Consider the following 25,011-nt stretch of genomic DNA (forward strand, 5'->3'; position numbering starts at 1 on the left):
CATGCCGGGCCGGGGCAGCGTGGCCCTTGTTGATGTGAACTGCTTCTATGCCAGCGCCGAACGCGCCTTCGACCCCTCGCTGGAGGGCCGTCCGCTGGTGGTGCTCTCCAATAACGACGGCTGCGCGGTCACCCGCTCCCCCGAAGCGAAAGCACTCGGAATCAGCCTCGGCGAGCCATGGTTCAAGCTCGCACCGCGGGCAAAGGAATGGGGGCTGGTGGCTCGGTCCAGCAACTACGAGCTCTACGGGGACATCAGCGCCCGGGTGATGGAACTCCTCGGCCGCTACTCAGCCTGGCTGGAGGTCTACAGCATCGACGAGGCCTTCCTCGGCGTCAACGGCACCCCGGAGGAGCTGCAGCGGCTGGGCCACACCATGAAAACCGCAGTGCGCCGCAACGTCGGCGTCCCCGTCTGCGTCGGCATCGCCGGCACCAAGACCCTGGCGAAGCTGGCCAACAAGTGGGCCAAGCACAATCCGGCGTTCGACGGCGTTTGCCACTGGGACGCTGTTCCCGCCGCCCGGCGGGAGAAACTCATGGCGGGCCTGTCCGTGGTCGAGCTCTGGGGAGTGGCAGCACGGCTGACCAAACGGCTGAACGCACAGAATATCCACACGGTCCTGGACCTCGCCCGCGCAGACCCCATCAAGATCAGGGACCGCTTTTCGGTGGTGCTGATGCGGACGGTCCTGGAGCTCAACGGAACACCGTGCATCCCCCTGGAAGAGGAACGGATCGGCCGCGACCAGCTCATCTTCAGCCGTTCCTTTGCCACGCCGATCACCACCGGCGCCGGGGTGCGCCAGGTGCTGGGCATCTACGCCCAGCAGGCCAGCGCCCGGCTGGCGCGGCACCGGCTCCAGGCCAAGCTTCTGACGGCGTTCGCCGCCACGTCCTTCTACAACCCGCAGGACAACTCGTACCCCACCGTCTACGTGCCCCTGCCGATGCCCACCGCCGATCCCGTCCTCCTGGCGAGGGCGGCGTACGCCCTGCTCCCCCGGATTGACGACGGCGTCAAGTACGTCCGCGCGGGGATCATGGTCACCGATCTGCGCCCCACCGGCAACCAGGCGCCGCTGGCAATCTTCGAAAATCCGCACGAGGAACGAGGCATCGGCCCACTGCTGGAGGACGTCAGCCGGAGATACGGGCGGGGGTCGATCGGCCTCGGCTTCGCCGGGATCCGGGGCGGACCGGATTGGAGCATGAAGCGGGACATGCTGTCCCCGCGGTACACGACGCACTGGGCAGAACTCCCCGTGGTCAAAGCCGCGTGACCACCCTGGCGGGCAACACCGACTGCGGGAAAGGCTCCGCGCGAACCGGTCAGACGGCGACGGCCAGCGCCTGCTGCAGGAACGAGTCGAGGACCCTGCCGGCGTTCTCCTGCATGCGCCGGGATTCCTCGGCGGGGTGCTGCGTGCACTTGGGTCCGTGCAGCCGCTCCCCCAGGTACAGCAGCGCCGCAAGGACTTCCGAGAGTTCGGTGTTTCCCTCGGCGCGCTGTCGGAGCAGCCTCAGGTGGGCGGCCTGCAGGGCGGGGCCCGGCGTGCAGCCCAGGTCGCGGTCAAAGAGCCGGCGGCAGCGCTCATAGGCCGACAGCCCCTCCACCGGAAGACCGGCCTGTTCGTATCCCGCAACAAGAATGGTCCACGCACGTTCGTTGAGCGGTTCGGCCTGGACAGCGGACTGCGCCAGTGAAATGGTCAGGTCTGGTTTGTCCAGAAAGGCCGCGGTCTCGGCCGCGAGGACCTGTGCGGCGACCTTCTCGGCAGCATGCCGCAACCGGGCCTCTTCGGCCCAGTCAGCCACCAGTTCAAATCCCAGCAGCGGCTCGGCGGCCATTTCCAGGGCCTGCATGGACAGCGTATGGGCCTCGGCCGGAGCGGCATGCCGGGCCGCATTGAGCAACTGCTGGAACGCCGAGAGATCCAGTTCCACCAGTTGAGGGTCCAGTACGTAGCCGCTGTTCGCGGTGCGCAGCGGACCCGTCTTGGTGTTGCCCGGCTGGATCGCCCTGCGAATGCCACTGACGTAGCTCTCCAGGGTGGCGACGGCGCCGCCGCTGGCCCGGGGCCCCCACAGGATCTCCACAAGGCGCGTTTTGGAAACAGGTGTCCCCAGATTCAGCAAAAGAATTTCCAGAATGTGCCGGGGCTTGCAGCCACCCAGGTCCGCAGCCGTGAGCACTGCGCCATCTCGCCGGATCTCAAATGCGCCGAATAGTCGTACAGAAATTACCGGCGTTGCGCCGCGCAAGTTATCCACATCGATCTCCGATTTCCCCATTTACAACTTAATCATTATTCGGAGAGCCGGAAAGAATTATTGGAACGTCGTGCTGAGACTCGCTTCCATCCGACTTTCTAGGGAAACCGTGACATGCAAAACAGGGGACAACAAGCAATGAAGCTACCCGTTCCTTTACCGTGCGTAAAGTCGAGTACACCCTGGGAACGCCACCAAGTAACCGGCGAATTTAAAGTGAGTACTCCGGTCGATTGGCAAGTATCACGGCTGTCCGTCGACGGTACGGTGTCGAGTAGGCAATCCCGGGACCTGGCAACTGTCGCCGCAGGCCAGACGCAGACCGGAAGCGACCGTCTTTTGGCCACTCTCGTGTCGCCCGCGACAGCCGGCATCCCACGACTGCGGGCGGAAATAAACCCATCCGCCATACCAGTGAATGCCGCACCGGTCCGGCAGGGAAATTTCAATATTCTGCCTTTTCCCTTGGAAATTGACGAGCGGCGGAAGGTCATGTTCCAACTGCAAAAAAACAATTCAGAAGGCCATTGCCGCATCATGTGCCCGGCTTTTCAGCGTGCAGCTCGGAACCGAAACTTCCTGGTCACCCCTTGGAAACGGCAAGTCCAGAATACGCTCCATGACACGCCGCCCGGAGGGCAGTTCATACCGCAGGCAATCGGCCGCTAGGCTCAGAGGAGACCCGCCTTTGAGCCACAGGAGAACCCGCGTGAACCCAGCGTCCGCTTCACCCGATCCGCTGTCGCCGTTGGGCCTGAGCTGGGGCATCAAGCGCAGCTTCGTCGACTACATCGCCAGCCTGCCGGACGGGTCCGTTTCAGCGACCGACGGGGCAACCGTGGCCGGAACTTCGCTGTTCTGCTTCAGCCCCGAAACCTCCGATTACGACGTCGCGCGCGGTACCGGCGTGCTGCGCTTCCGTGGCGACGTTCGGCTCGCCGGGCACCACGGCATGCTCCTGGTCCGGCTGCTGGACCCCTGGGTCACCTTTTCCAGCGGCAGCGGCGTGCTGTCCATCAGCACCGGGGACGACAGCGGCCAGGACCGCACCGCCGTCGGCTTCCTCAGCCCCTCGAAACCCCGCGACGCCGGCGGTTTCCTGGTCTGGGATCACGTCGACGTCGTGGTTTCTCCGGACGGGTCCGAACTCTTCGACGGCCAGTATGCGGCCGGGCAGCCGATGGATCCGCTCGTCATCCGGGTTCCCGGCTAAACCGAAGAGGGAGGACATTCATGGTGGAATTCGCGGACGATGTCGAAACGGCCCTGCAGCACGTGCTCGCCGGGCTGGCCGCGGGATCGATGCCCGGGGACAAGGACCGGGCTGCCTTCCGGCGCCGCCTGGATGCCCACCTCCCGGACCTCGCCCTGCTGTTCCACAGTCTCTACGGGAGCCGCACGGACTGGCTGGACCAGTTGACGGCTCTGGTGCAGCAGGCCGCCCGTTCGTGGGCGGAGCGGCCAGCGGAGCTCAAAGCCCTCGACGCCGCCCGCGAGCAGGACAGCGGCTGGTTCCTGTCCAACGAGATGCTCGGCGGGGTCTGCTACGTGGACCGCTACGCCGGAAACCTGGATGGCGTCCGCCGCCGGATCCCGTACTTCAAGGAACTTGGCCTCACGTACCTGCACTTGATGCCCCTGTTCCTGGCGCCGGAGCCGCACTCCGACGGCGGCTATGCCGTCTCCAGCTACCGTGAAGTCAACCCCTCGCTCGGCACCATGGAGGAGTTGCGCTCTCTTGCCGCCGAGCTGCGGGCCAACGGCATCAGCCTCGTCGTGGACTTCATCTTCAATCACACCTCCGATGAACACGTTTGGGCCCGGAAGGCCGCCGCCGGCGATCCCGGCTTCAGCGACTACTACTGGATCTATCCCGACCGGACCATGCCGGACGCCTTTGAGGAACAGGTACGGGAGATCTTCCCGGACGATCACCCGGGCTCGTTTGTGCCGATGCCGGACGGGCGCTGGGTCTGGGCGACGTTCCACACCTTCCAGTGGGACCTGAACTACGCCAACCCTGAGGTGTTCCGGGCCATGGCGGGCGAGATGCTCTTCCTGGCCAACCAGGGTGTGGACATCCTCCGGATGGACGCTGTCGCCTTCATCTGGAAGCAGCTCGGAACGCCCTGCGAGAACCTCCCCGAAGCACACCTGCTGCTGCGGGCGTTCAACGCCGTGTGCCGGTTGGCGGCGCCGTCCCTCCTGTTCAAGTCCGAGGCGATCGTGCACCCCGACGAGGTGGCGCAGTACATCGATCCCGCGGAATGCCAGCTCTCCTACAACCCGCTGCAGATGGCGCTCATTTGGGAAGCCATGGCCACACGGGATGTTTCCCTGCTGGCGCAGGCATTGGACCGGCGGCACAACATCCCCGAGGCAACATCCTGGGTCAACTACGTCCGGAGCCACGACGACATCGGCTGGACGTTTGCCGACGAGGACGCCGCCGAGCTGGGCATCAACGGCTTCGACCACCGGAGGTTCCTGAACTCCTTCTACGTCAACCGCTTCCCGGACAGCTTCGCCCGGGGCGTCCCGTTCCAGGACAACCCGCGGACGGGAGACTGCCGCATTTCCGGCACGACGGCGTCACTCTGCGGGCTGGAGGGCGGCACCGGCCAGGCTGTGGACCGCATCCTGCTGGCGCATTCGGTCGCATTCAGCACCGGCGGCGTCCCGCTGCTTTACCTGGGCGACGAGGTGGGACAGCTCAACGACTATGGCTATGCCCTCGAGGACGGCCACGGCACCGACAGCCGCTGGGTCCACCGCCCGCCCTATCCCGCTGCCCGGTACGCCCGGCGCCATGACCCCTCCACTCCGGAGGGCGCGGTGTTCGCTGGGCTCCGGAACATGATTGCCGTCCGGTCCCGCACGCCGGAACTGGCCGGGACCAGGCTGCTGGATTTCGACACGCAGAACCGGGGTGTCCTCGGCTATCAGCGGCCCGGCGACGGGACCAGGATCCTGGCGCTCGCCAACTTCAGCGACCTGGCCCAGGCAGTGGCCGCGGTGACGCTCTCCGGATTCGCCGCGGACGCCTTCGATCTCCTGACCGGGACCCGCCTGGGGCTTGGCCAAGGAATTGTGCTCAAACCGCAGCAGTTCGTCTGGCTCAGGGTTACGCCACTGTCCTGACTCTAGGCGTCCCTCGGGGCCTTCAGGACCTGGGAAGGGGACCCGAACAGCCAGCCGGAAACGTCGCTGCGCAGGACCAAGTGGGGCCCTCCGGTGGCACTCACGCTGCCGGTCGGAACGTAATACCCGCGTCCGGCACCCGGACCACCGGCTGCACGGTCCAATGCATCCGTAAGGTGTCTGGGCAGGTGACCCGCGGGCCCCAGAGCCCGGAGGCCGTCGAGTTCTTCCGGCGTGAGCCGTCCGAGCACTGCTGCGATATCGGCCATCATGATTCCCTTCGGGCGGGTGGTGCCTAAGGAACCAGCCTAGGTTCGCACCATGAACGGCGCATTAACTCCCGACGACTATCCTCGAACACCTCGCGGGCCGGGACGCGGCGACGGGCCCGTCTCGCCGGCCACACGCACGTGTCATGAGCGTCACTGCATGCCGCCCCTTTACACCCAGCAAATTAACGGGTAGATGCTGTACGGTTCAATCCCGGGAAACCCAGAACAACGGAATCGAGAATCAACCAGGTGGCAACCGATTATGACGAAGTCCGATCAGACGTTGCGGAATCACGCAACGCCTCACTAGAGGCCCTTCGCTCCGCGAACGCGCCGGACGCCCGCAGCGTCACCCGTGAGCTCGACGAAGCTGACACCTCCGAGGGCGTGGAACTGCCGGGCGCCGACCTGTCCGGCGAGGAACTGACGGTCACCGTCATTCCACAGAAGGAAGACGAATTTACGTGCTACTCGTGCTTCCTGGTCCGGCACCGCTCGCAGCTCGCACGCGAAAAGGCGGGTCATTCGTACTGCGCTGACTGCATGAGCTAGCAGGCGTTCAGCTTCACATTTCCGCAACAACACCGCCGGGCATGCCCTGCATGGCAGGTTGCTATACGCTCCTCACAGACGATGCGGGGCGTGCCGGCACGTAGCCGGAGGCGGAACTCATGCGGGACTGGATCACTATGCCGGAGGGACCTCCTCCGATGGCGGATGACGCCGCCGCTGATGGCCAGCTCCTCATCGACAGCTCCGGCATTGGCAGCCCTGGCGCCGGTCCTGCCGGTACCGGGGCTGTCCCCGTTGGCAGCGAAGGCCGGCGCCCCGGACGGACCTGGAGCCTGAAGGCCGAATGGTCCAGGGCCTTCGCCCTCATGCTGGTGGCGCTTCTCCTGGGGGCCCTGGCCACGATTGTCGGCGTCAGGGCCGTAGCGGACCAGATTGAGGAAACGGCCGCCCGCCTGCATCGTGAATCGGAGACCGTCGCGGATCTGCGCTCTGCCCTCGATGCCCATGAACAGGCCGGCCATCGCCTTTTGTCCAGTGCGCAGGCCGACCGCTCGGCGTACCGCCAACAGCAGCAGGACGTCACCCGCCGCTTCGAGGACGCCATCCTCCTGCTGCCGGCCGAGCGGGACATGCGCGCCTCCGCGAGCCGGGCCCGCGACGAGTGGCAGGACGGCCTCGCGGAGCACGGACTCTGGGGCAGCCAGGTCGAGTCCCTCACCGGAGACCGCGTGGCCGATTCACCCGGCCTCGCCGCGTCCGGCGCGGGCGTCCGTACACTCCTGGACCGGATCCAGCGCTCCGCCCTTGAATCGATGGACTCCGGCCTGGCCTACGGCGCCGAACTCCAGCAGATCGTGATCGCAGCCCGCAGCGCACTTTTCGGACTGGCGGCCGCAGGCGTGGTCTACTTCCGCGCCAGGATCGTCAAATTCCTGATCCGGCCCGTGGAAGCCCTGCGGCATGGTGTCCTCAGGCTGCAGTCGGGTGACTACAGCCACCGCATCGACGTCGTCCGTCGGGACGAGCTGGGCGAGCTGGCCGACGCCTTCAACTCCATGGCCGCCGCCGTCCACGACAGCCACCTCGCGCTGACCCACCGTGCCACCCATGATCCGCTGACCGGGCTCGCAAACCGTGCGGCCTTGACCGAGCGTCTCGCAGCGACTTTCCAACCCGGTACGGACCGCCGCTCCCGGCACGAGGGGCTGTTGATCATTGATGTCGACGACTTCAAGGACGTCAACGATTCACTCGGGCACGAAGGCGGCGACGCCCTGCTGGTCCAACTGGCCGGCCGGCTGCAGGGCTGCGTGCGGTCCCACGATCTCGCCGCCCGCCTCGGCGGCGACGAGTTTGCGATTGTGGTCAGCGACGACGCCGATGGATCCGTCACCGCCGGGATCGCGGAGCGCATCCATGACACACTCCGTGCCCCGTTCTCTGTCGGGGAAGTCCGGTTGAAGGTTTCAGTCAGCATGGGAGCTGCGCAGCGCCGCCCGGAAACCGGCGATCCCGCCGAGCTGCTGCGGCAGGCCGACTTCGCGATGTATACGGCCAAACAAAACGGCAAGGGGCGCTATCAGCGCTTCGACGCCGCGGGCTATGACAGGATGACGCACCGCGCCGCCCTTCGGGCCGACCTGGCTGCCGCAGTGACCCAGCGGCAGCTTCGGCTCGAGTACCAGCCCGTGGCCGACCTGCGCACCGGCGAAATTCTGGGCGTGGAGGCGCTGGTGCGGTGGGATCATCCAACGCTGGGGCTTCTGGAGCCCGGCGAGTTCATCCCGCTCGCCGAAGAGACCGGCGACATCGAAGCGATCGGCTGCTGGGTGCTGAGCACCGCCAGCCGCCAGGCCGCCCGGTGGCGTGACTCGATGGCCCACTGCCACGACCTCTGGGTTTCCATCAACCTCTCCACCCTGCAGCTGCCGAGCCCCCGGAACCTCGCCGCGATCGAGAACATCCTGCGGGACCCCGGCGCGCAGGCGGACAAAGTGGTACTGGAAGTCACCGAGACGGCCCTGGCCAGCAGCGTCGACGGGGGCATCACCGCCCTCAACCGGCTGAAGGGCTTCGGCGTCCGCATCGCTATCGACGACTTCGGGACCGGCTACTCCTCGCTGAGCGCCCTGGCCGAACTGCCCGCGGACATCCTCAAGATCGACCGGTCGTTCCTCTCCGGCAGTTCCGCCGACGCACCGTCCGCTGCCATGCTCGAGGGCATTCTAGGCCTCGCGCGCAGGCTCAACCTCGACGCGATCGCCGAAGGCATCGAGGACCCCGCGCAGCTGGCCCTGGTCCGCGGCCTGGGCTGCCGCCTGGGGCAGGGATACCTGCTGTCCCGTCCTGCGCCGGCAGCGCTCATCGAGGCCCTCCTTGCCGCAGGCGCCCGCCTGCAGCCCCCGGCCGGAGCGGACACCCCGGACTCCTGAGCCGGCCCGCCGACCGGAACTCCTCCTGCGCACCGGGTCAGCCGCGGGCGTGCTGCCCCAAGGCGTTCTTGAGCACAGCCAGCAGCGCCGGCGTGGGCTTCTGAATCATGGCCTCATACTGTGGGTGCTTTCCCAGGTACTTCTTGATGTAGGGACACACCGGAACGATCTTCAGGCCTGCGGCGACCGTCTCGTCGAGAGCGTGCGCCGCGAGCCGTCCGGCCAGCCCCTGGCCGCCGTATCCGTCCTCGATGACCGTGTGGTAGAAAATGCGGTGGGTTGCACCGTCGTCGACGTAGGCAGCCTGGCCGACTGCGGAGTCGCCGTCGAGCACTTCAAAGCGCAGGCGTGCCGGATTATTGCGGATGGTGATATCGCTCAACGACTTCTCGTTTCTGGCGCGCGGAGTGCGCAGCGCACGGTGTCCGTACCGGGCATCAGTCGCGGGGGCGGAGCCGGGCGTTGGGGAGGGCGGGGGCCGGCAGCGGTGCCGGTTCGCCCGGAGGGAACGTGCCGAAACGCGGGCCGCCATTGTCGCCACCGGATTCCGGATGGACTGACGGAGGGGCCTCGACGCCGATTTCCGCTTGCCATTGAGCCCGGAATCCGACGATTTCTTCATGGTTCCGTCCCACGAAATTCCACCACATGACGATCTTCTCGCCCAGGGGCTCGCCTCCGATCAGCAGCACGCGCAGGGGCTCGACGCCGGCCTCCAGGGTCAGGGACGTGCGCCCGACGGGCAGGTAAGCGAGGTGGTCCTTGGCAACCGGACGGCCATCCACCAGGGGAGCTCCGGCGTCCACCAGCAGACCGTGCTCAAAGGACGGATCCGTATCCAGCGTCAGCCTGGCTCCCGGTTCCAGGCGAATCTCGGCGCCGAGCAGCGGCGTGTGGGTGGTGACCGGCGAACTGGCGCCGGCGATCGATCCCAGAAAGACCCGGATGGTCCAGCCGGGACCGGACAGCGGCTCGGGGCGGAAATGCTCGAACGTGGGCTCCATCCCGCGCGCCCGGTCCGGCAGCGCCACCCACAGCTGCGCACCATGCAGTAGCTCCGTGGCCGGCGTGGAAAACTCCGAGTGGCTGATGCCGCGTCCTGCGGTCATCAGGTTAACCTCAGCGGGCCGCACGGCGGCGTGGAAACCGGCCGAGTCGCGGTGCTCGATTTCACCGGTAAACAGCCAACTGACCGTTTGCAGTCCGGTGTGCGGGTGGCGCGGCACGCGCATGCCCCCGGAGTCGCCCACCCGGTCCGGGCCGTAATGGTCCAGGAAGCACCAGGCGCCGATGAGGCTACGCTGGCGCTGGGGCAGGGTCCGTCGTACGTCCATGGCCCGCGGCCCGCCCAGAGGGACCTGGCGGGGAACCAGGATTTCCACGCTGCCGCCGTCGCTATCCGTCCCGCAAAGTATCTCCTGAGGGGCCACCTCGGTATTGCTCATGCCACCAGCCTAGCCGTCTCGCAGGCGTCATGATGGAGTCATGACCATCCCCGAGTCTCCCGTCATGATCGCCGTTGGCGAGTCCACCGTATCGGGCGTCTATGCCCGCCCTGAGCAGCCATCTGCCACGCTGGTGGTCGCCCACGGCGCCGGAGCCGGCATGGAACACCCGTTCCTGGCCGGTTTCACCCGCGCCGTCAATATACTGGGCATCGCCACGCTCCGCTTCAACTTCCCCTACCGGGAAGCCGGCCGGAAGTTCCCGGACCGGCCTCCCGCTGCCGTCGCCACGTGGCGGGCGGCCATGGCCGAGGCTGCTGGCCGGTCAGCGGGSGAGCCGCTCTGGGCCGCGGGCAAGTCCTTCGGCGGACGCATGGCCTCCATGGCGGTTGCCGAGGGGATGCCGGCGGCAGGACTGATCTATCTGGGCTACCCGCTCCATCCCCCGGGCAAGCCGGAGAAACTCCGGGATGAACACCTCTACGGGGTGACGCTACCCATGCTCTTCCTGCAGGGCACCCGCGACCCGTTCGCCACTCCCCAACTGCTGGAGGCCGTGGTGGCCCGGATCGGCCCCTCGGCAACGCTGGAGTGGCGTGACGGCGGCGGCCATACCTTCGACGTCGCCGGAACGAAACGCAGCGCGGAGGACGTCGGAGCCTCGCTGGCGGCGTCCGCCGCGGCCTTCATCACCGCCCACGGCCCAGGCTGAGGCGTCGGCGGCCTCACAGCCAGGCCGTCCGGCGCAGCGGCGGCTCGGCGCCGCCGGGACGCTGGACGAGGATCTGGTTGACGCCGGTGATGCCCGACTCGAAACCCAGCGCGCTGGCGGCCATGTAGAGCCGCCAGACCCTGGCCCGCCCCTCTCCTACCGCCTGCACGGCGTCACTCCAGTGATCCTCCAGGTTCTGCACCCAGGCCCGGAGGGTGAGCGCATAGTGCCGGCGCAGGGCTTCGACGTCGAGCACTTCCAGTCCGCCGGCCTCCAGCGCCCCCACCATCTCCGCGAGGCCCAGCATCTCGCCGTCCGGGAACACGTAGCGCGGGATGAACGAGTCCGGATCCGGCGCGGTGGGGCCCGCGTTCCAGGAAATGGCGTGGTTGAGCAGCCTGCCGCCCGGCCGGAGCAGCCCGTGCAGCCTGGCGACGTAGGCGGGCATCTGCTCGCGGCCCACGTGCTCGGACATCCCGATGGAACTGATCGCGTCGAACGGCCCGTCGTCGACGTCGCGGTAGTCCTGGACGCGGATGGCCACACGGTCCGTCAGGCCGGCCTCTGCCACCCGCTTGCCGGCCATGGTCGCCTGTTCGCCGGAAAGCGTCACGCCCACGACGTCGACTCCGTAGTTCCGGGCGGCGTGCAGGGCGAAACTCCCCCACCCGCATCCGACGTCGAGCACCCTCATGCCCGGCTGCAGTCCCAGCTTCCGGCAGACCAGATCGATTTTGGCGTCCTGCGCGGCTTCGAGCCCGGTCGGTTCGTCCTCCCACACCGCGCAGGAGTAGACCATGGACGGGCCAAGGACAAGAGCGTAAAAATCGTTGCCGACGTCGTAGTGGTGGGAAATGGCCGCCGCATCACGCGTCGGCGTATGCCGCCGGCCGGCGCGGACCACCTTCGCTTCCTCCGGCGGGGGTGCCGGGTTGGGTCCTAGCGCGCCCAGCAGGGCGGCGTTCTTCAGGATTGTCGCGAGTTCGCGGACGGTGGGACGACGGAACGGACCGGGCTCGGCGAACTTGCCGGTGGAGCTGAGAGCGGCGAAACTGGCGAAGACGTCGCCCGGGGCGTCGACGTCCCCTGCAACGTAGGCTCGGCTGAGGCCCAGCTGACCGGGAGACCACAGCATCCGGCGCAAAGCCCGCCGGGACCGGAACTCGAGGACCGGCGCGCCGGCCGGTCCGGCCTCCGAGCCGTCCCAGGCTTTCAGCCGCAGCGGGATTTCCTCAGCGCCCAGGACGATGGCGAGCACTTCCGCCAGCCGCGGCGCCACCCCGGTCTGTTTCGTCATGATCATGGCCTTTCTTCCGGTGCGATAGTCCGGTCCCAATCTATTTCGACGCCCGGCGGGAAAATAGGGGTCGGAAGGCCCTGCCGGCCACGGCGTTGCAGGACATAAGCGGTCCAGGATCTACGCGTTCCACGGCATAGCGACTCCGGGGCGAACGGCTCTGGCGCTCCCACGGGCTGCACGCCTATCGTCGTAGCCATGACTGAAGCACTTTCGTCCCTTACGGAGACGTTCAAGAATGTGGGTGTGTCCCGGGCCTATGGCCCGGCCGTCAAGGTGGACGGGCAGGAAATAATCCCGGTTGCCCTGGTGACCTTTGGGTTTGGCGGTGGCGGAGCCTCCGAAGCCGAAAGCATCGCCACCGACGGCGGCCCGGAGAATGCGGCCGGAGGAGGAGGCGGCGGCTTCGTGCTCCCGCTCGGCGTCTACAGCCGCAACGGGAGCGGGCAGGTGGCTTTCCGGCCCAATACCATCGCACTGCTCGCGGGGCTGGCACCACTTGTCTGTGCCGTCGGGTACACCGTGCGGGGGATCCTCCGACCGCAGCGACGGTAGTTTTCCGCTGCCAGTCTCTAATGGCAGACTGGTCTGGGCCGAGTGGCCGGGACTAGCGGAGACGACGTCGAAGAGGAGACCACGTGGAAACGATGCGGGACACGGACGTGCCGCAGTGGTGGGGAGCGCTCGGACTCCCGGGCCTGATCGACATCCACACGCATTTCCTCCCGGAACGGATGCTGCAGCGCGTGTGGGCGCATTTCGATGAGGCCGGTCCACTCATCGGCCGGCCCTGGCCCATCACCTACCGCTCGGACGAGGCCAGCCGGCTGGCCCAACTGCGCCGGCTGGGGCTGCGGCATTTCACCGCGCTGACCTACGCGCACCGCCCGGGCATGGCGGCGGACCTCACCAACTTCGCGCTCGAGCTGGCCGCAGCCGAGCCGGACTGTGTCCCCAGCGCGACGTTCTACCCCGAAGAAGGCGTCCTGGCGCAGGTACAGTCGGCCCTGGAACGCGGCGCACGGGTGTTCAAGATCCACGCGCAGGTGGGCGGCTTCGATCTGCGCGAGCCGATACTCGACCCGGTGTGGGGCGTATTGGCCGAGGCCGGCATTCCGGTGGTGGTGCACGTCGGCAGCGGGCCGGTGCCACGGCCGGGGTTTACCGGCCCCGACAAGCTCGAGGGTGTGATGCGGCGCCATCCCCGGCTGACCGCCGTCGTCGCCCATCTGGGGGCGCCTGAGTATGGCGAGTTCCTGGACCTGGCGGAGCGGTATCCGCGCGTCCACTTGGATACCACTATGGTTTTCACGGACTTCTTCGAGGCGGCCGCCCCCTTCCCGCCTGAGCTTTTGGCACGGCTGGCCGGGATGCCCGACCGGATTGTGCTCGGCAGCGACTTCCCGAACATCCCGTATCCGTACGCCCACCAGCTGGAGGCGCTGGAACGGCTCCGGGACAAGGAGCCACGGCTGGACGACGACTGGCTGCGGGTTGTCTGCTGGTTCAACGGGCAGCGGCTGCTGGGCGTCTAGTCCGCCTAAGAACTAGTCCGTGGTCCTGGCCCGGCTGGGCTGGACCCGCATGGGCTCACCCGGCATCTTGGGGAAGTCCGGCGGGAAGGGCAACTCCCCCAGCCCGGCAGCCAGGTCACGCTCCCACCACTCCAGCAGAACGTCGATCGTGCCAGGGTTCGCATGCATGGCCGCCCACGGGTCCCCCGTGGCCTTGAGCCGCTGCGGCACGGTAACGATAGTGAAGTCCTTGGTGCTGACGTGCTCCAGCTCCTCCCAGCTGATGGGGCAGGAAACCGTGGCACCGGGCAGGGCGCGCGGGCTGTAGGCCCCGGCCATGGTGCGGTCGCGGTTCGCCTGGTTGAAGTCGACGAAGATCCGTGTTCCCCGTTCCTCCTTCCACCAGGCGGTGGTGACTTTCTCCGGCATCCGCCGCTCCAGTTCGCGGGCGGCGGCGATCACCGCATGCCGCACGTCGAGGAACTCGCGGACGGGATCGATCGGGGCGAACACATGGAGCCCCCGGTTGCCGGACGTCTTGATGAAGGATTCCAGCCCCGCCTCGGACAGCACGGCCCGCAGTGCCTGCGCGGCCGGGACCGCCTCCTCGAAGCCGGTGCCGGGCTGCGGATCGAGGTCGATCCTGAGCTGGTCGGGATTGTCCGGGTTGCCGGCCCGCGACGCCCAGGGGTGGAAGACCACCGTGTTCATCTGCACGGCCCAGACTGCGGCGGCAACCTCGTCGATCACAAGCTGGGGGTGCGAGCGGCCGCTGGGGTAAACCACCATGACCGACCGCACAAAGTCAGGGGCGCCCCTGGGCGGGTTCTTCGAGAAGAACTGCTCGCCGTCGATGTCGCCGCCGAACCGCTGGAGCGTCACGGGACGGCCGCCGTTCGCCGCCAGAAAAGCATCCCCGACGTCGACGATGTACCGGGCGAGATCCAGCTTGGTGAGCCCGAGCTGCGGCCAGAGGACCCTGCCGGGGCTGGAAATCCGCAGCTCGCGCTCTCCGCTGGGGCTGCTGACAGTGACGGTGGCTTCTTCCCTGACCATGGGGACACGGTACCCCCAGGCCAGGTAACTGAATAGCCGCTGACGGCGGGCGCGCGGAGGACTACGGTGAATCATGGACACCTTGCCGTCCCGGGACGGCCCCGTTACGTCCCTCTGCACCGACCACTACGAACTGACCATGTTGCAGGCCGCCCTCCACTCCGGGGCGTCCGGGCGGAAGACCGTGTTCGAGGCGTTCGCCCGCGCGCTGCCGGAGGGACGGCGGTACGGGATCGTTGCCGGAACGGGCCGACTGCTGGAGGGCATCGTCCGTTTCCGCTTTGGCCCGCCGGAGCTGGAGTTTCTGGCAAGAACCGGCGTCGTCAACGGCGATACCCTGGACCGCCTCGCGGACTTCCGGTTTTCCGGCGACGTCTGGGGCTACCCGGAAGGCGAGGCGTACTTCCCCTACTCCCCTGTCCTGATTGTGGAATCCACGTTCGCCGAGGCCTGCATCCTGGAAACCCTGGTGCTGTCCGTCCTCAACCACGACACCGCCATTGCCTCGGCGGCCTCCCGGATGGTCAGCGCGGCAGGTGGCAGGCCCTGCCTTGAAATGGGTTCCCGCCGGGCCCATGAGGAAGCCGCCGCCGCGGCCGCTCGCGCCGCCGTGATCGCGGGCTTCGTCGCCACCTCGAACCTGGAAGCCGGCCGGCGCTTCGGCCTGCGGACCGTCGGCACGGCGGCACACTCCTTCACCTTCCTGCACGACACCGAACGTGACGCATTCCGGGCGCAGCTGGAGTCGCTGGGACCCGGAACCACGCTGCTGGTCGACACGTACGACGTCGAGACGGCCGTCCGTACCGCCGTCGAGCTCGCCGGGGACAAACTGGGCGCGGTCCGGCTCGATTCCGGCGATCTGGTGGCACAGGCGACGTGGGTCCGTGAGCTGCTGGACCGGCTGGGCAACGTGCACACGAAGATCGTGGTCACGTCCGATCTGGACGAATACTCCGTCGCGGCGCTCCGGGCCGCCCCGGCCGACGCGTACGGCATCGGCACGGCGCTGGTGACGTGTTCCGGCGCCGCCACCGCGGGCATGGTCTACAAACTGGTCAGCCGCACCAACGACTCCGGAGAGTTCGTCGCCGTCGCCAAGAGCTCCAAGAACAAGATCAATGTTGGCGGGCGGAAGTACGCGGTGCGCCGACTCGACGGCTCGGGCACGGCCACCCACGAAGTTCTGGGGGTGGGCCACCCGCCGGCGGAAGAACCCCGCAGCAGGCCCCTGCTGCGGCAGTTCATCCGGGCTGGAGAGCTTCTGCCCGGATGGACCGGGGCGGAGGCTGTGGCGCGGGCCCGGGAGCGGCACAGCGCGACCATGGCCGAACTGCCCGACGTCGTCAACCGGCTCCAGCGAGGCGAACCGGCCATTCCCACGATTTATGCGTAGGGTAGCCGCCGGGCCGCCCGCCGAAACCGTGCCGGCAGGACTGCAGGCGCGGCCGAGGGGTCATTGCGGCGCTCCAGCTCGTCGGTGACAAGCTGCAGTAGTTTTCCGGCCGACTCCGAGAGATCCCTGCCGGTGTCCGGTGAGGCCAGCTCAACGCACTGCAGCAGCGCCGAGCGGAGCCGCACCAACTGCGAGGAGGGCACCAGGGGCCAACGGCGGAAGGAATCGAACATCAATTCCGCACCGTGGCTATGCGTAAGGGAACCGCCGAGAGCCGCTGCGGGCCTCATGCGGCACCCGCCCGGCCGGCCTTGCCTGTTCCGGGCAGTTGGCCCTCCGGAGACACGAGTGCGGCCTTGGAGCTGAGATCGACAGCGACGTTGATGTCGAGTTTGCTGGTCATAATATATATCCCCTGTGAAGCATGAACGGCCGACTTCCTGACCGCTATCAGGATACCCAACACGCCGTGAGCCACGTCACAATGGCGTAACAGCCGCCCGGAATCAGCTCCTGCTCTTGGTCCGGGCGGTCGCCGGAGCCGTCCACGGATCCTCCGGCCAGGGATGCCGCGGGTACCGGCCCCGCATCTCGGCACGGACCTGCGCATAGGGCCCGGACCAGAACGATGCCAGGTCGTCCGTCACGGCCAGGGGCCGCCGGGCGGGCGACAGCAGGTGGAACAGCACCGGCACCCTGCCGCCCACCAGCCGCGGCGTCCGGTCCCAGCCGAAGCATTCCTGCAGCTTGACGGCCACCACCGGGCGGCCGCCGTCGTCGTCCACCTCCGGGTAATCGATTCTCACCCAGGAGCCGCTCGGCACTTCCAGCCGTTCCGGCACCAGCTGCCCCAGCCGGCCGGCTTCGGGCCACGGCAGAAGCCGCCTCAACGGCTCGGCCAGGTCGATACCGTTCGTGGCGGCGCCGCCCGCCAGCGCCTGCAGTTCCGGTGCCAGCCACTCCTCGAGCCGGGCCAGCAGCGCCTGCTCCGACACGTCCGGCCAGGGGTCCCCGAGTTCCCGCCGCACGAGGGCAAGCCGGCGGCGCAGCGCGTCCGCGGCAGCGGACCACCCGATGCTTCCCAACCCGTCTTTTTCCAGCGCCCGGGCAACCGCCGCGCGGCCTTCCTCGGCTGAGGGGCGCACCGGAGTGGAGGAAAGGACGATCGCGCCCAGCCGGCGTTCCTTCCGGGCCGTGACCCGGCCCTGGCTGAACCGGGCCTCCACGGTGTCGCTCAGGAGATGCCGGGCAGCGGCCGCGGCCGTGTCCGCCGCCAGGGGCGCCGCGGACCGGATGACAGCGCCGGTGCCGGCCGCGTCGCGTCCCTGGGCCCGGGAGACCTCGGCGACGGCGAGCCATTCGTGCCCGGACAGGGAGCTTCCGGCCGGAAGACCGGCCCGCGTGCCGGAGCTGAGCAGGTACCGCTCCGGCCCTTCGCCGGGGACCCTGCGCGCGACACGGTCCGGGAACGCGAGGGCGACGACGAAACCGACGGCCTCTGCGGCGGTCACCTCCGCCGGCATGGCAGGAACGGCGCCACCGGATCCCTCCCGGCGCGCGATCGTCTGCATCCGCCGGACGTCCTCCGCCCAGCGCCGGGACGCCGGGTCCTTGCCCGCCCGCAGGGCGGCCAGGAGGCGCGGGAGATCGGCGCCCGGGGCGCGCTGGTCCCCGGCGACCAGGGCGACAGCTTCCGCGGCCGTGCGGTCACCCACGACGGCGGCCCCGTCCAGCAGGGCCCGGGCCAGCCTGGGGTCGGCGGGAACCCGGGCCAGTGCCTTGCCCAGATCGCTGGCGAGGCCGTCCGTACCGACCGCACCGAGCTCCCGCAGCACCTCGACGGCCTCGTCCATCGCAGCCTTCGGCGGAACGTCGGGTAGCGACAGTCCACGGCCGCCGGGAGACCCCCAGCAGGCGAGAACCAGGGCTGCCCCGGTCAGGTCCGCGACGGCGATCTCCGGCGTCGGGTGGGCCGGGGCCGCGCCGTACGTCTTCTGGTCGTAGCAGCGCACCACCCGTCCAGGTCCCTGGCGGGCCGCCCGCCCGGCCCGCTGTTCGGCGGAGGCCCGGGAGCAGGACACGGTGACGAGGCCGGACATACCCCGGCCGGCGTCCCGCCGGGGCTCCCGCGACAGCCCCGAGTCGATGACCAGCCGGACTCCCGGGACCGTCAGGGAGGATTCGGCAAGGGACGTCGCCACGATGATCCGCGGGCTTCCCCCGGGTTCCCGCCCGGAAACGGCGCGGTCCTGCTCCGCGGGGCCCACCTGCCCATGAAGCTCCAGGATCTCCGCGCCCGCCCGGCCGCGCAGCCGGCCGGCGACATAGGACACTTCCCATGCCCCCGGTACGAACACCAGGGCGTCGAGGTCCGTGCCGGAGGTGAGTGCCTGGGCGTGGGACGAGGCAGCTGTGTCCGCCACATGGTCCAGGAAGGTGCGCGTCACCCCCCGCTCATCCAGCCGAGGCGCCGCGGCCGGCACCCACTCCACCTCCAGCGGATACAGCGCGGACGGACAGTCGACGACGGGTGCCAGCCCGCCGCCGTCGTGGTTTCCGGTGTCTCCCGCTTCGCCAATCAACGCGGCAAAGCGCGGCGCGTCCAGGGTGGCGGACATGGCGACAAGCGTGAGGTCGCCACGCAACTGGCGGACCTCGCTAAGCATGCCGAGCAGCAGGTCGGACTCGAGTCCGCGTTCGTGCACTTCGTCGAGGATGACGGCGCTGACGGTTTCCAGTCCCGGATCGGCGAGCAGGCGGTTCAACAGGATGCCCGGCGTGACAAATTCAATGATGGTGCCGGGGCCGGTCTGGCGCTCCCCGCGGACCGTGTACCCCACGCGGTCCCCCAGCCGGCTGCCGTCCAACGCTGCGAGGCGCCGGGCCGCCGAACGCGCTGCAACCCGGCGCGGCTGGGTGACAATGATGCGCGGACGGTTCTCCCGTCCCGGGCCCGGCACGGCGCCCAGGGCGAGGTTGGCCAGCAACGGCGGAACGAGAGTTGTTTTGCCCGTTCCCGGAGGCGCCTGCACCACGGCGGTTGCATTGGGGACCCGTGCCCGCAGCACGTCTGCCAGCTCGCCAAGGGCGCGCCCGAACGCCAGGCCGGCACCGATTGCCCCCAGATCGAAGGGCACGGGAGCAGGGGCCGGCGGAGAAGTCACGCTTCCATTGTGCCTACAAAGCCGGGACGCCGGGTTCCGCCTCGAACTGGTGCGTGGCCCTCGGGCGTTGCGGCACCGGATCAGGGGCCTCAAGACCGGGACCTTTGACTCATCCCGCTGGCTCGCCAGCGGGCCTAGGCTGTGCCATGACCGACTCCGAGGTGCTCGAAGTGGAGCGAAAGTACGACGTCGGCGAGGGCGACGAGTTGCCGGTTCTGGAGTCGTTGCCGGGGGTGGACCGGGTGGAGGCACCCGAGGACGAGTCGCTTGACGCCGTCTATTTCGATACCGCGGGGCTGGCGCTGTCGTCCCGTGGGATCACGCTGCGCCGGAGAACCGGTGGACACGACGACGGGTGGCACCTGAAGCTCCCTGTCGCGGTGGGGGAACGTCAGGAATTCACGGTGCGGTTGGGCAAAAACCCGGAGTCGGTGCCCCGGAGGCTGCGACGACTCGTCCAAGTCCATACGAGGGATCATGACGTGATTCCGGTTGCGAGGCTGAAGACCAGGCGCACTACGCAGCGTCTCTTTGCGGCCGACGGGACCGCCCTGGCTGACTTCAGTGATGACCGGGTGGATTCCCAAACCCTATTGGCGCCCCAGGAACGGGCCACCTGGCGGGAGTGGGAAATCGAGCTCATCGACGGCCCCAAGGGGCTACTCAAGGGAGCCGACGCGCTGTTCGCTTCGACGGGCCACCATCCGTCGGCGCTGCCCTCCAAGCTCGCCCGCGGCTTGGGCAGGAAGTATCCTGCTGGCGCGGACCCTGCCCCCGGTCCTGAACCCACGGGGCCGGCGTCGGCAGTCCTCCTTTCCTACCTGAGGCAACAGGTCGAGGCACTCAAGAATCATGACCCCGGAGTCAGGGAAAACGCGCCGGACGCCGTCCACCAACTCCGGGTGGCCGCCCGCCGGATCCGATCCGCGCTGGCGACCTTCCGGAAACTTGCCGATCCGGACGTCACCGGATCCCTGCGTTCAGAGCTTCAATGGCTGGCAGGCACCGTGGGAGAGGCCAGGGACAACGAGGTGATGCGGGCGCGGCTGCTGGAATTGATCGGCGCCGAACCGCCGGAGCTGCTACTGGGGCCGGTAGCGAAGACCGTCGAGGAGCACTTCGATGCTGCCGCTCACCGTGCCCGCGCGAAGGGTCTCGCTGCCCTGAAGAGTTCCCGTTACTTCCGCCTCCTCGATGCTTTGGACGACTTCCTGGCGGACCCTCCGTTGACCGAAACAGCCGGGAAGGACGCCCTTCCGACAGTGGGTCGGCTCGTCTCGAAGCAGCGCAAGCGCCTGAAAAAGGAGGTGCGTGCACTCGACGCCGAGTCCTCCACTCCGGCCGCGGACGCCGCCCTCCACGAAGTCCGGAAGAGCGCAAAGAGACTCCGCTACGCGGCGGAAGCGGCCACCCCGATTTTCGGGAAGCGCGCCTCCACTCTGGCGCGGGCCGCGGAGGAGATCCAGGAGCATCTCGGCGATCACCACGACAGCGCTGTCACCCGGGACCTGCTGCGCGAATTGGCCGCCAGCGCTCCCGGCACCAGTGCTTTCACCTATGGCCGGCTGCACGCACTGGAAGAGCTGGCTGGCGAGGAATCCCGCCGGAAATTCTTCGGCGCGTGGAGCTCGTCTCCCCCCGCGCCCCTCCGCTGGACGTAGGCGCCTGCGGGCCCGCCAGGCGTTAGCCACCCGGCCGTGGAATGACCAGCACGGGTGTGCGTTGCTGACCGGCCAGATCCATTCCGACCGATCCCTCCAGCATCCGCTCCATGGCAGCAAGCCGCCCGGGCCGTTGCCCGCCGACAATGAGCAACGAGGCGTCCGTGCTCGCTGCAAGCCGGCCAAGGGCCCGGGCAACGGCTCCGTTCAGCACCCGAAACGACCACTCCTCGCCAGGCGGCCCCAGGAGAACCTGGAGAACCCCACGAACGTGGCTCGATGGGAAGTCAGTCTCACTGTTGTCGGCCGGATCCAACGATGCGCTTGTCCGTAGGTCTGCGGGTTCCCACTCCGTAAGGTAACTGGCCGGATCCACGTAAGCGCAAATTAAATGTGCGCCCAGCGTAGCCGCCAGGTCCGCGGCTGCGCGGATCAACTGCCCGGACGGTTCCCAGGCCACGCCCAGCACCACCGGGCCGTCCGGCCACCCCTCCGCCGGGGTCGCCCGGTTGTACTCAGCAGAACCCATCACAGCAGGCCTGCACCGGGCGCCATCAGCACGTCCATATCGTCAGGATAGCCATCGTCGGGAAACGTGCCCAGCAAGTTTCTAAGGCTGCGCGCCTGCCAGTGCTCCGCTTCCCGGGGAATCGCGGATGGTCCTGCTACTTTTGCCGCAACGGCTGCACCGAAGCAGGGGCTGTCCGGGCGATGGGTTGACCAGTGCTGCCCCGCGCACGAGAATGCGAACCATGAGTGACCATCGCAGCCATTCCGAGCCGGCGCCGTTCACCGCCGATGACTTCGCCGAGAGGTTGCGGCGAGCAGCCCACGCCGCCCAAGATGCCGGGCTCGACGGCATCCTGGTCACTCCCGGACCCGACCTGCTGTACCTCACCGGGTATGCACCCGTGGCCATCACTGAACGCATCACCATGCTCGTGGTCCCGGTCGACGCGGAGCCCGCCATGATCGTTCCGAGGCTCGAGAGGCCCGACGCGGAAGCGGCCGCCAGCGCCTCGATTCTACGGATCACCGACTGGACCGACGGGAGCGACCCCTACACGGAATCTGCGAGACTGCTGGCCGGCACCGGACGTTATGCCGTCTCTGACTCGGCCTGGGCCATGCACCTCCTCGGCCTGCAGGGTCGGGTGCCCAAGTCGTCCTATGTCTCGATGACGACCGCCCTGCCGATGCTTCGGGCGATCAAGGATGACGATGAGATCGAGCGGCTCGCGGCGGCCGGCGCGGCAGCAGACCAGGCGTACGAGGAGATCGTCAAAGTGCGGTTCGCCGGGCGCAGCGAGACCGACGTCGGCTCTGGTCTCGCCGACCTGCTTCGCCAATTCGGTCATTCGCAGGTGGACTTCACCGTCGTCGGTTCGGGTCCGAATGGGGCCAACCCCCACCACGAGATCGGCCCGCGGATCATCGAGGACGGAGACATGGTGGTACTCGACTTCGGAGGCCTCAAACACGGCTACGGCTCAGACACGACGCGGACCGTGCACGTCGGCGAACCCACCGCCGAGGAGCGCGAGGTTCACGACGTCGTCAGACACGCACAGCAGGCCGGGTTCGAGGCCGTGCGGCCAGGCGTCGAGTGCCAGGAGATCGATCGCGTGTCCCGGGCGGTGATCACCGAAGCCGGCTACGGCGACTACTTCATTCACCGCGTCGGGCACGGAATCGGACTGACGACGCACGAGCCGCCGTACATGGTGGAGGGCGAAACCCAGATCCTCCACCCCGGCATGTGCTTCTCGATCGAACCCGGAATCTACCTGCCCGGCAGGTTCGGCGTGCGGATCGAGGACATTGTGACGGTAGTTCCCGACGGCGGACGGCGACTCAACCAGACCTCGCACGAGATGAGAATCGTCCACTAGTGGCCAGCGCCTACCGGACCCTCGTGTGCAATCCGCTGGCGGCGGTCCCCGCCATGCGTGAAGCTTTGACCGCCCGCGCCGGGCATTCAGGCCGCCGCATGAGCCGCTTGTCCCAGGCATTTCTGCCGGCGGGTGTCCTGCTTCTGGCTTCCGGGGCCTCAGGTTGTGCGTCCTCCTTCCCCTGGAACGGGGAGTCGCCGTGTTTCCCGCCGGCATTTACCGTGACTCCCTCAAGTGCGAAACCGGGCGATACTGTCACCGTCACAGCGCCGGACGCCAACTGCGACCCACGCTACGGCGGGAAGGCCCGCATCCAGGTGACCATGACCGACGTCGCCGGCGTGGAGGTCTTGGCTGCGACCGCCCCAATGGACGGCGCCGGCGGCTTCACCTATTCCTTTGCAGTACCGGCGAGGACCGCAGCCGGAGAGTCGCTCATCACGGCGATGCCGTTCAACATCGACTGGTGCGACGACACGGGCAGGAACAACCGGGTCACCGGGGCAGGAGCGGCGCTCGCCCTTGAGCGGGTGTCGTGCGTGATACCGATGAAACCGCTGAACATCACCCGGTAGGCCACGGCGATCGGGACGCCGGGGAGTTGTCCACGCACTGGCTCCGACACCGTCCCGGAAGCCGCCACCCTGACCTCTACGCGGCCGAGGATAGGCGTCTGCCGGCACGTTTGAGGGTCTTCGCTTGGTGTCGCAGTTTGCGGCGGTGGTTCCTGGTTTTGATCAGGGGGCCGGCATTTCCCAGCGGTGGCGAGCCGGTCAGACCCGTCCCGGGCAGTGGGGGTGCGGTGGAGTGGTAGGTGTGGCCGGTGGGGGTCCGGATCTGGAGGGTGTGTCTGGGGCCGGGCCGGGGCCGGACACTCCATCCGGGGTTTTCTTTGGTGTGGTTGCAGGCTTCGCAGAGNAATCCACGAAGCAGCCCGGGCAGTGGGGGTGCGGTGGAGTGGTAGGTGTGGCCGGTGGGGGTCCGGATCTGGAGGGTGTGTCTGGGGCCGGGCCGGGGCCGGACACTCCATCCGGGGTTTTCTTTGGTGTGGTTGCAGGCTTCGCAAAGTCCGGCGCCGTTGGCCCGGGTGGTGGGTCCGCTGCGGTGCCAGGGGATGATGTGGTCGATGTGGCGGATGGGTGCGTCGCAGTACGGGGTCCGGCAGGTGTCGTCCCGGGCCTGGATGAAGCGGCGGAGTCCGGGCGGTGAAAGCCTGGGCCAGGATGTCCAGCCGTCCCTCGAGCTGGTCCACCAGCTCACTCCAGCGGACCTCGGCATGATGCCGGTGGTTATTATCCCGCTCGTGGCATCGNGGTGGGTCCGCTGCGGTGCCAGGGGATGATGTGGTCGATGTGGCGGATGGGTGCGTCGCAGTACGGGGTCCGGCAGGTGTCGTCCCGGGCCTGGATGAAGCGGCGGAGTCCGGGCGGGAAGAGCCGGGCGCGGGAGTCCATGGAGGTGAGTTCGCCGGTGCCGGGGGCGGTGTAGAGCCGCCGCAGCCACACGGTGAAGGCTTTGTCCACGTCCGTCTCCCTTCCCGCGGTTCGCGCGCCGCCGGCGCTTGCTCCGGCGCGGCCGATGCCTGTTCGCGCCAGGCCCACGACTATTTCCGGCGTGTCTACACCTGTTCCCGTGCCGTGTTCCGGTTCCTGGGGCGCGCGGGTGGCTTGTTCTCCATGTTGGAGGAGGTCCCGGGCCCAGCCGGCGGGGACGATGCCGTAGCCGGGGAGGCGGGCGGGTTCGCTGTCGCCTGCGGTCGGTCATGACGAGCTGGAGTTCGATGCCGGTGATCCCGCCGGGGGTGCCGGTGGTGCGTTCGACGAGGGTGTCGGTCATGAGCTGGCCGCGGGTGCGGGGGTCACCGTTGTTGTGGAGGGTGTCGGCGTGCCGGGTCAGGGCGGCGTACATCGCGATGCCCTGACCGGCGGGGAGCAGGGCGGTGAAGTAGCACATGGTGTCCGGGGCCGGGCGGAGACTGACGTGCCGGTCGGTGGCGGCGTGGCTGGCCCGCTGGGTGACGGTTCGCGGGTCCCGGCGGTAGGCCGCGGCCCGGGCCGCGGCGATGATGCGCCGGTCTCCGGCGCCGTCGAACGTCCCGGTGTCGGCGGCGAGTTCGGCGTCGACGGCGGTGCGGTCCTCCGCGGTCAGGCACGCGGTCTCCCGGACCAGGAGGGTGGCGCGCCATTCGTTGAGCTGCCCGGCCTCCAACGCAGCGAAAGTGTGGGGCATTTCGGTGACCAGGG

20 protein-coding genes and 2 pseudogenes are annotated in these 25,011 nt (G+C 68.3%); 12 read left to right on the forward strand and 10 right to left on the reverse strand.

The genetic code is table 11. The features are described from left to right. Nucleotide 1 precedes the first annotated feature (1 nt). Nucleotides 2-1,282, forward strand: a complete 1,281-nt coding sequence (locus tag ASE96_RS04915) for a Y-family DNA polymerase (protein WP_056426943.1) — start codon at nt 2-4, stop codon at nt 1,280-1,282. A gap of 49 nt (nt 1,283-1,331) precedes the next feature. On the opposite strand, the gene ASE96_RS04920 is transcribed toward ASE96_RS04915, so the two are convergent. Beyond that, entirely contained in the window at nt 1,332-2,294 is a 963-nt protein-coding gene (locus ASE96_RS04920) for an AfsR/SARP family transcriptional regulator (RefSeq protein ID WP_056426945.1), read from the reverse strand. Between the two features lie 688 nt (nt 2,295-2,982). Here ASE96_RS04920 and ASE96_RS19310 point away from each other — a divergent pair. The 4 genes from ASE96_RS19310 (at nt 2,983) to ASE96_RS04945 (ending at nt 8,631) form a co-directional block, all read left to right on the forward strand. Next, nucleotides 2,983-3,486 carry an HtaA domain-containing protein gene (locus ASE96_RS19310; RefSeq protein ID WP_056426947.1) on the forward strand — a complete coding sequence of 168 codons (504 nt, stop codon included), beginning with the start codon at nt 2,983-2,985 and terminating at the stop codon, nt 3,484-3,486. Between the two features lie 20 nt (nt 3,487-3,506). Continuing rightward, a complete protein-coding gene (locus ASE96_RS04930) occupies nt 3,507-5,414 on the forward strand; it encodes an amylosucrase (RefSeq protein ID WP_056426950.1) in 1,908 nt (635 codons plus the stop codon). A 521-nt stretch (nt 5,415-5,935) separates the two neighbouring features. Beyond that, entirely contained in the window at nt 5,936-6,238 is a 303-nt protein-coding gene (locus ASE96_RS04940; RefSeq protein WP_056426952.1) for a DUF4193 domain-containing protein, read from the forward strand. A 158-nt stretch (nt 6,239-6,396) separates the two neighbouring features. Further along, nucleotides 6,397-8,631, forward strand: coding sequence for a putative bifunctional diguanylate cyclase/phosphodiesterase (locus ASE96_RS04945; protein WP_082492588.1), 2,235 nt, complete (start codon nt 6,397-6,399; stop codon nt 8,629-8,631). Nucleotides 8,632-8,668: 37 nt separating this feature from the next. Here the strand turns inward: ASE96_RS04945 and ASE96_RS04950 are convergent, their stop codons facing one another. After that, nucleotides 8,669-9,013: a GNAT family N-acetyltransferase gene (locus ASE96_RS04950; RefSeq protein ID WP_056426955.1), complete on the reverse strand. Its 345-nt coding sequence runs from the start codon at nt 9,011-9,013 to the stop codon at nt 8,669-8,671. 55 nt (nt 9,014-9,068) lie between these two features. Next, nucleotides 9,069-10,076 carry a pirin family protein gene (locus ASE96_RS04955; protein WP_056426958.1) on the reverse strand — a complete coding sequence of 336 codons (1,008 nt, stop codon included), beginning with the start codon at nt 10,074-10,076 and terminating at the stop codon, nt 9,069-9,071. Between the two features lie 40 nt (nt 10,077-10,116). Between ASE96_RS04955 and ASE96_RS04960 the strand changes: the two genes are divergently transcribed. Then, complete coding sequence (locus ASE96_RS04960; protein WP_056426961.1) at nt 10,117-10,788, forward strand: alpha/beta hydrolase family protein; 672 nt, start codon at nt 10,117-10,119, stop codon at nt 10,786-10,788. A 13-nt stretch (nt 10,789-10,801) separates the two neighbouring features. Here the strand turns inward: ASE96_RS04960 and ASE96_RS04965 are convergent, their stop codons facing one another. Next, nucleotides 10,802-12,085 carry a class I SAM-dependent methyltransferase gene (locus ASE96_RS04965; protein ID WP_056427000.1) on the reverse strand — a complete coding sequence of 428 codons (1,284 nt, stop codon included), beginning with the start codon at nt 12,083-12,085 and terminating at the stop codon, nt 10,802-10,804. A 198-nt stretch (nt 12,086-12,283) separates the two neighbouring features. Between ASE96_RS04965 and ASE96_RS04970 the strand changes: the two genes are divergently transcribed. Next, entirely contained in the window at nt 12,284-12,640 is a 357-nt protein-coding gene (locus tag ASE96_RS04970) for a hypothetical protein (RefSeq protein WP_056426964.1), read from the forward strand. A gap of 92 nt (nt 12,641-12,732) precedes the next feature. Beyond that, the gene (locus ASE96_RS04975; RefSeq protein ID WP_056427003.1) at nt 12,733-13,620 is read left to right on the forward strand and encodes an amidohydrolase family protein; all 888 of its coding nucleotides are present in this window, start codon (nt 12,733-12,735) and stop codon (nt 13,618-13,620) included. A 12-nt stretch (nt 13,621-13,632) separates the two neighbouring features. Here the strand turns inward: ASE96_RS04975 and ligD are convergent, their stop codons facing one another. Further along, the gene (gene ligD, locus ASE96_RS04980; RefSeq protein WP_056426965.1) at nt 13,633-14,655 is read right to left on the reverse strand and encodes a non-homologous end-joining DNA ligase; all 1,023 of its coding nucleotides are present in this window, start codon (nt 14,653-14,655) and stop codon (nt 13,633-13,635) included. Between the two features lie 73 nt (nt 14,656-14,728). On the opposite strand from ligD, the gene ASE96_RS04985 reads away from it, so the two are divergent. Then, nucleotides 14,729-16,051 carry a nicotinate phosphoribosyltransferase gene (locus tag ASE96_RS04985; RefSeq protein WP_056426968.1) on the forward strand — a complete coding sequence of 441 codons (1,323 nt, stop codon included), beginning with the start codon at nt 14,729-14,731 and terminating at the stop codon, nt 16,049-16,051. On the opposite strand, the gene ASE96_RS04990 is transcribed toward ASE96_RS04985, so the two are convergent. Continuing rightward, entirely contained in the window at nt 16,042-16,284 is a 243-nt protein-coding gene (locus ASE96_RS04990) for a hypothetical protein (protein WP_056426971.1), read from the reverse strand. The genes ASE96_RS04985 and ASE96_RS04990 overlap by 10 nt on opposite strands. Nucleotides 16,285-16,557: 273 nt before the next feature. Beyond that, nucleotides 16,558-19,215, reverse strand: coding sequence for an ATP-dependent helicase HrpB (gene hrpB, locus ASE96_RS04995; protein ID WP_056426974.1), 2,658 nt, complete (start codon nt 19,213-19,215; stop codon nt 16,558-16,560). Between the two features lie 146 nt (nt 19,216-19,361). On the opposite strand from hrpB, the gene ASE96_RS05000 reads away from it, so the two are divergent. Beyond that, the gene (locus ASE96_RS05000; protein WP_056426977.1) at nt 19,362-20,876 is read left to right on the forward strand and encodes a CYTH and CHAD domain-containing protein; all 1,515 of its coding nucleotides are present in this window, start codon (nt 19,362-19,364) and stop codon (nt 20,874-20,876) included. Nucleotides 20,877-20,898: 22 nt separating this feature from the next. On the opposite strand, the gene ASE96_RS05005 is transcribed toward ASE96_RS05000, so the two are convergent. Then, entirely contained in the window at nt 20,899-21,405 is a 507-nt protein-coding gene (locus ASE96_RS05005) for a universal stress protein (RefSeq protein WP_056426980.1), read from the reverse strand. Between the two features lie 223 nt (nt 21,406-21,628). Here ASE96_RS05005 and ASE96_RS05010 point away from each other — a divergent pair, with 223 nt between their 5' ends. Beyond that, nucleotides 21,629-22,768, forward strand: a complete 1,140-nt coding sequence (locus ASE96_RS05010; protein ID WP_056426983.1) for a M24 family metallopeptidase — start codon at nt 21,629-21,631, stop codon at nt 22,766-22,768. 221 nt (nt 22,769-22,989) lie between these two features. Beyond that, the gene (locus ASE96_RS05015; RefSeq protein ID WP_056427006.1) at nt 22,990-23,343 is read left to right on the forward strand and encodes a hypothetical protein; all 354 of its coding nucleotides are present in this window, start codon (nt 22,990-22,992) and stop codon (nt 23,341-23,343) included. Between the two features lie 344 nt (nt 23,344-23,687). Here ASE96_RS05015 and ASE96_RS19100 read toward each other — a convergent pair. Together ASE96_RS19100 and ASE96_RS18740 are read right to left on the reverse strand one after the other, a co-directional pair. Continuing rightward, nucleotides 23,688-24,080: pseudogene (locus tag ASE96_RS19100) on the reverse strand (HNH endonuclease); the annotation flags it as partial. Between the two features lies 1 nt (nt 24,081). Beyond that, nucleotides 24,082-25,011: pseudogene (locus tag ASE96_RS18740) on the reverse strand (DUF222 domain-containing protein); the annotation flags it as partial.

It is taken from the genome of Arthrobacter sp. Leaf69, from assembly GCF_001422645.1.
Taxonomy (GTDB): Bacteria; Actinomycetota; Actinomycetes; order Actinomycetales; family Micrococcaceae; genus Arthrobacter.

Bases quoted from the DNA above. Each gene is read 5' to 3' on its own strand.
- ASE96_RS04915 (WP_056426943.1), top strand. From the start codon at position 2: ATGCCGGGCCGGGGCAGCGTGGCCCTTGTTGATGTGAACTGCTTCTAT.
- ASE96_RS04920 (WP_056426945.1), bottom strand. From the start codon at position 2,294: ATGGGGAAATCGGAGATCGATGTGGATAACTTGCGCGGCGCAACGCCG.
- ASE96_RS04930 (WP_056426950.1), top strand. From the start codon at position 3,507: ATGGTGGAATTCGCGGACGATGTCGAAACGGCCCTGCAGCACGTGCTC.
- ASE96_RS04945 (WP_082492588.1), top strand. From the start codon at position 6,397: ATGGCGGATGACGCCGCCGCTGATGGCCAGCTCCTCATCGACAGCTCC.
- ASE96_RS04955 (WP_056426958.1), bottom strand. From the start codon at position 10,076: ATGAGCAATACCGAGGTGGCCCCTCAGGAGATACTTTGCGGGACGGAT.
- ASE96_RS04965 (WP_056427000.1), bottom strand. From the start codon at position 12,085: ATGACGAAACAGACCGGGGTGGCGCCGCGGCTGGCGGAAGTGCTCGCC.
- ASE96_RS04970 (WP_056426964.1), top strand. From the start codon at position 12,284: ATGACTGAAGCACTTTCGTCCCTTACGGAGACGTTCAAGAATGTGGGT.
- ASE96_RS04975 (WP_056427003.1), top strand. From the start codon at position 12,733: ATGCGGGACACGGACGTGCCGCAGTGGTGGGGAGCGCTCGGACTCCCG.
- ligD (WP_056426965.1), bottom strand. From the start codon at position 14,655: ATGGTCAGGGAAGAAGCCACCGTCACTGTCAGCAGCCCCAGCGGAGAG.
- ASE96_RS04985 (WP_056426968.1), top strand. From the start codon at position 14,729: ATGGACACCTTGCCGTCCCGGGACGGCCCCGTTACGTCCCTCTGCACC.
- ASE96_RS04990 (WP_056426971.1), bottom strand. From the start codon at position 16,284: ATGTTCGATTCCTTCCGCCGTTGGCCCCTGGTGCCCTCCTCGCAGTTG.
- ASE96_RS05000 (WP_056426977.1), top strand. From the start codon at position 19,362: ATGACCGACTCCGAGGTGCTCGAAGTGGAGCGAAAGTACGACGTCGGC.
- ASE96_RS05005 (WP_056426980.1), bottom strand. From the start codon at position 21,405: ATGGGTTCTGCTGAGTACAACCGGGCGACCCCGGCGGAGGGGTGGCCG.
- ASE96_RS05010 (WP_056426983.1), top strand. From the start codon at position 21,629: ATGAGTGACCATCGCAGCCATTCCGAGCCGGCGCCGTTCACCGCCGAT.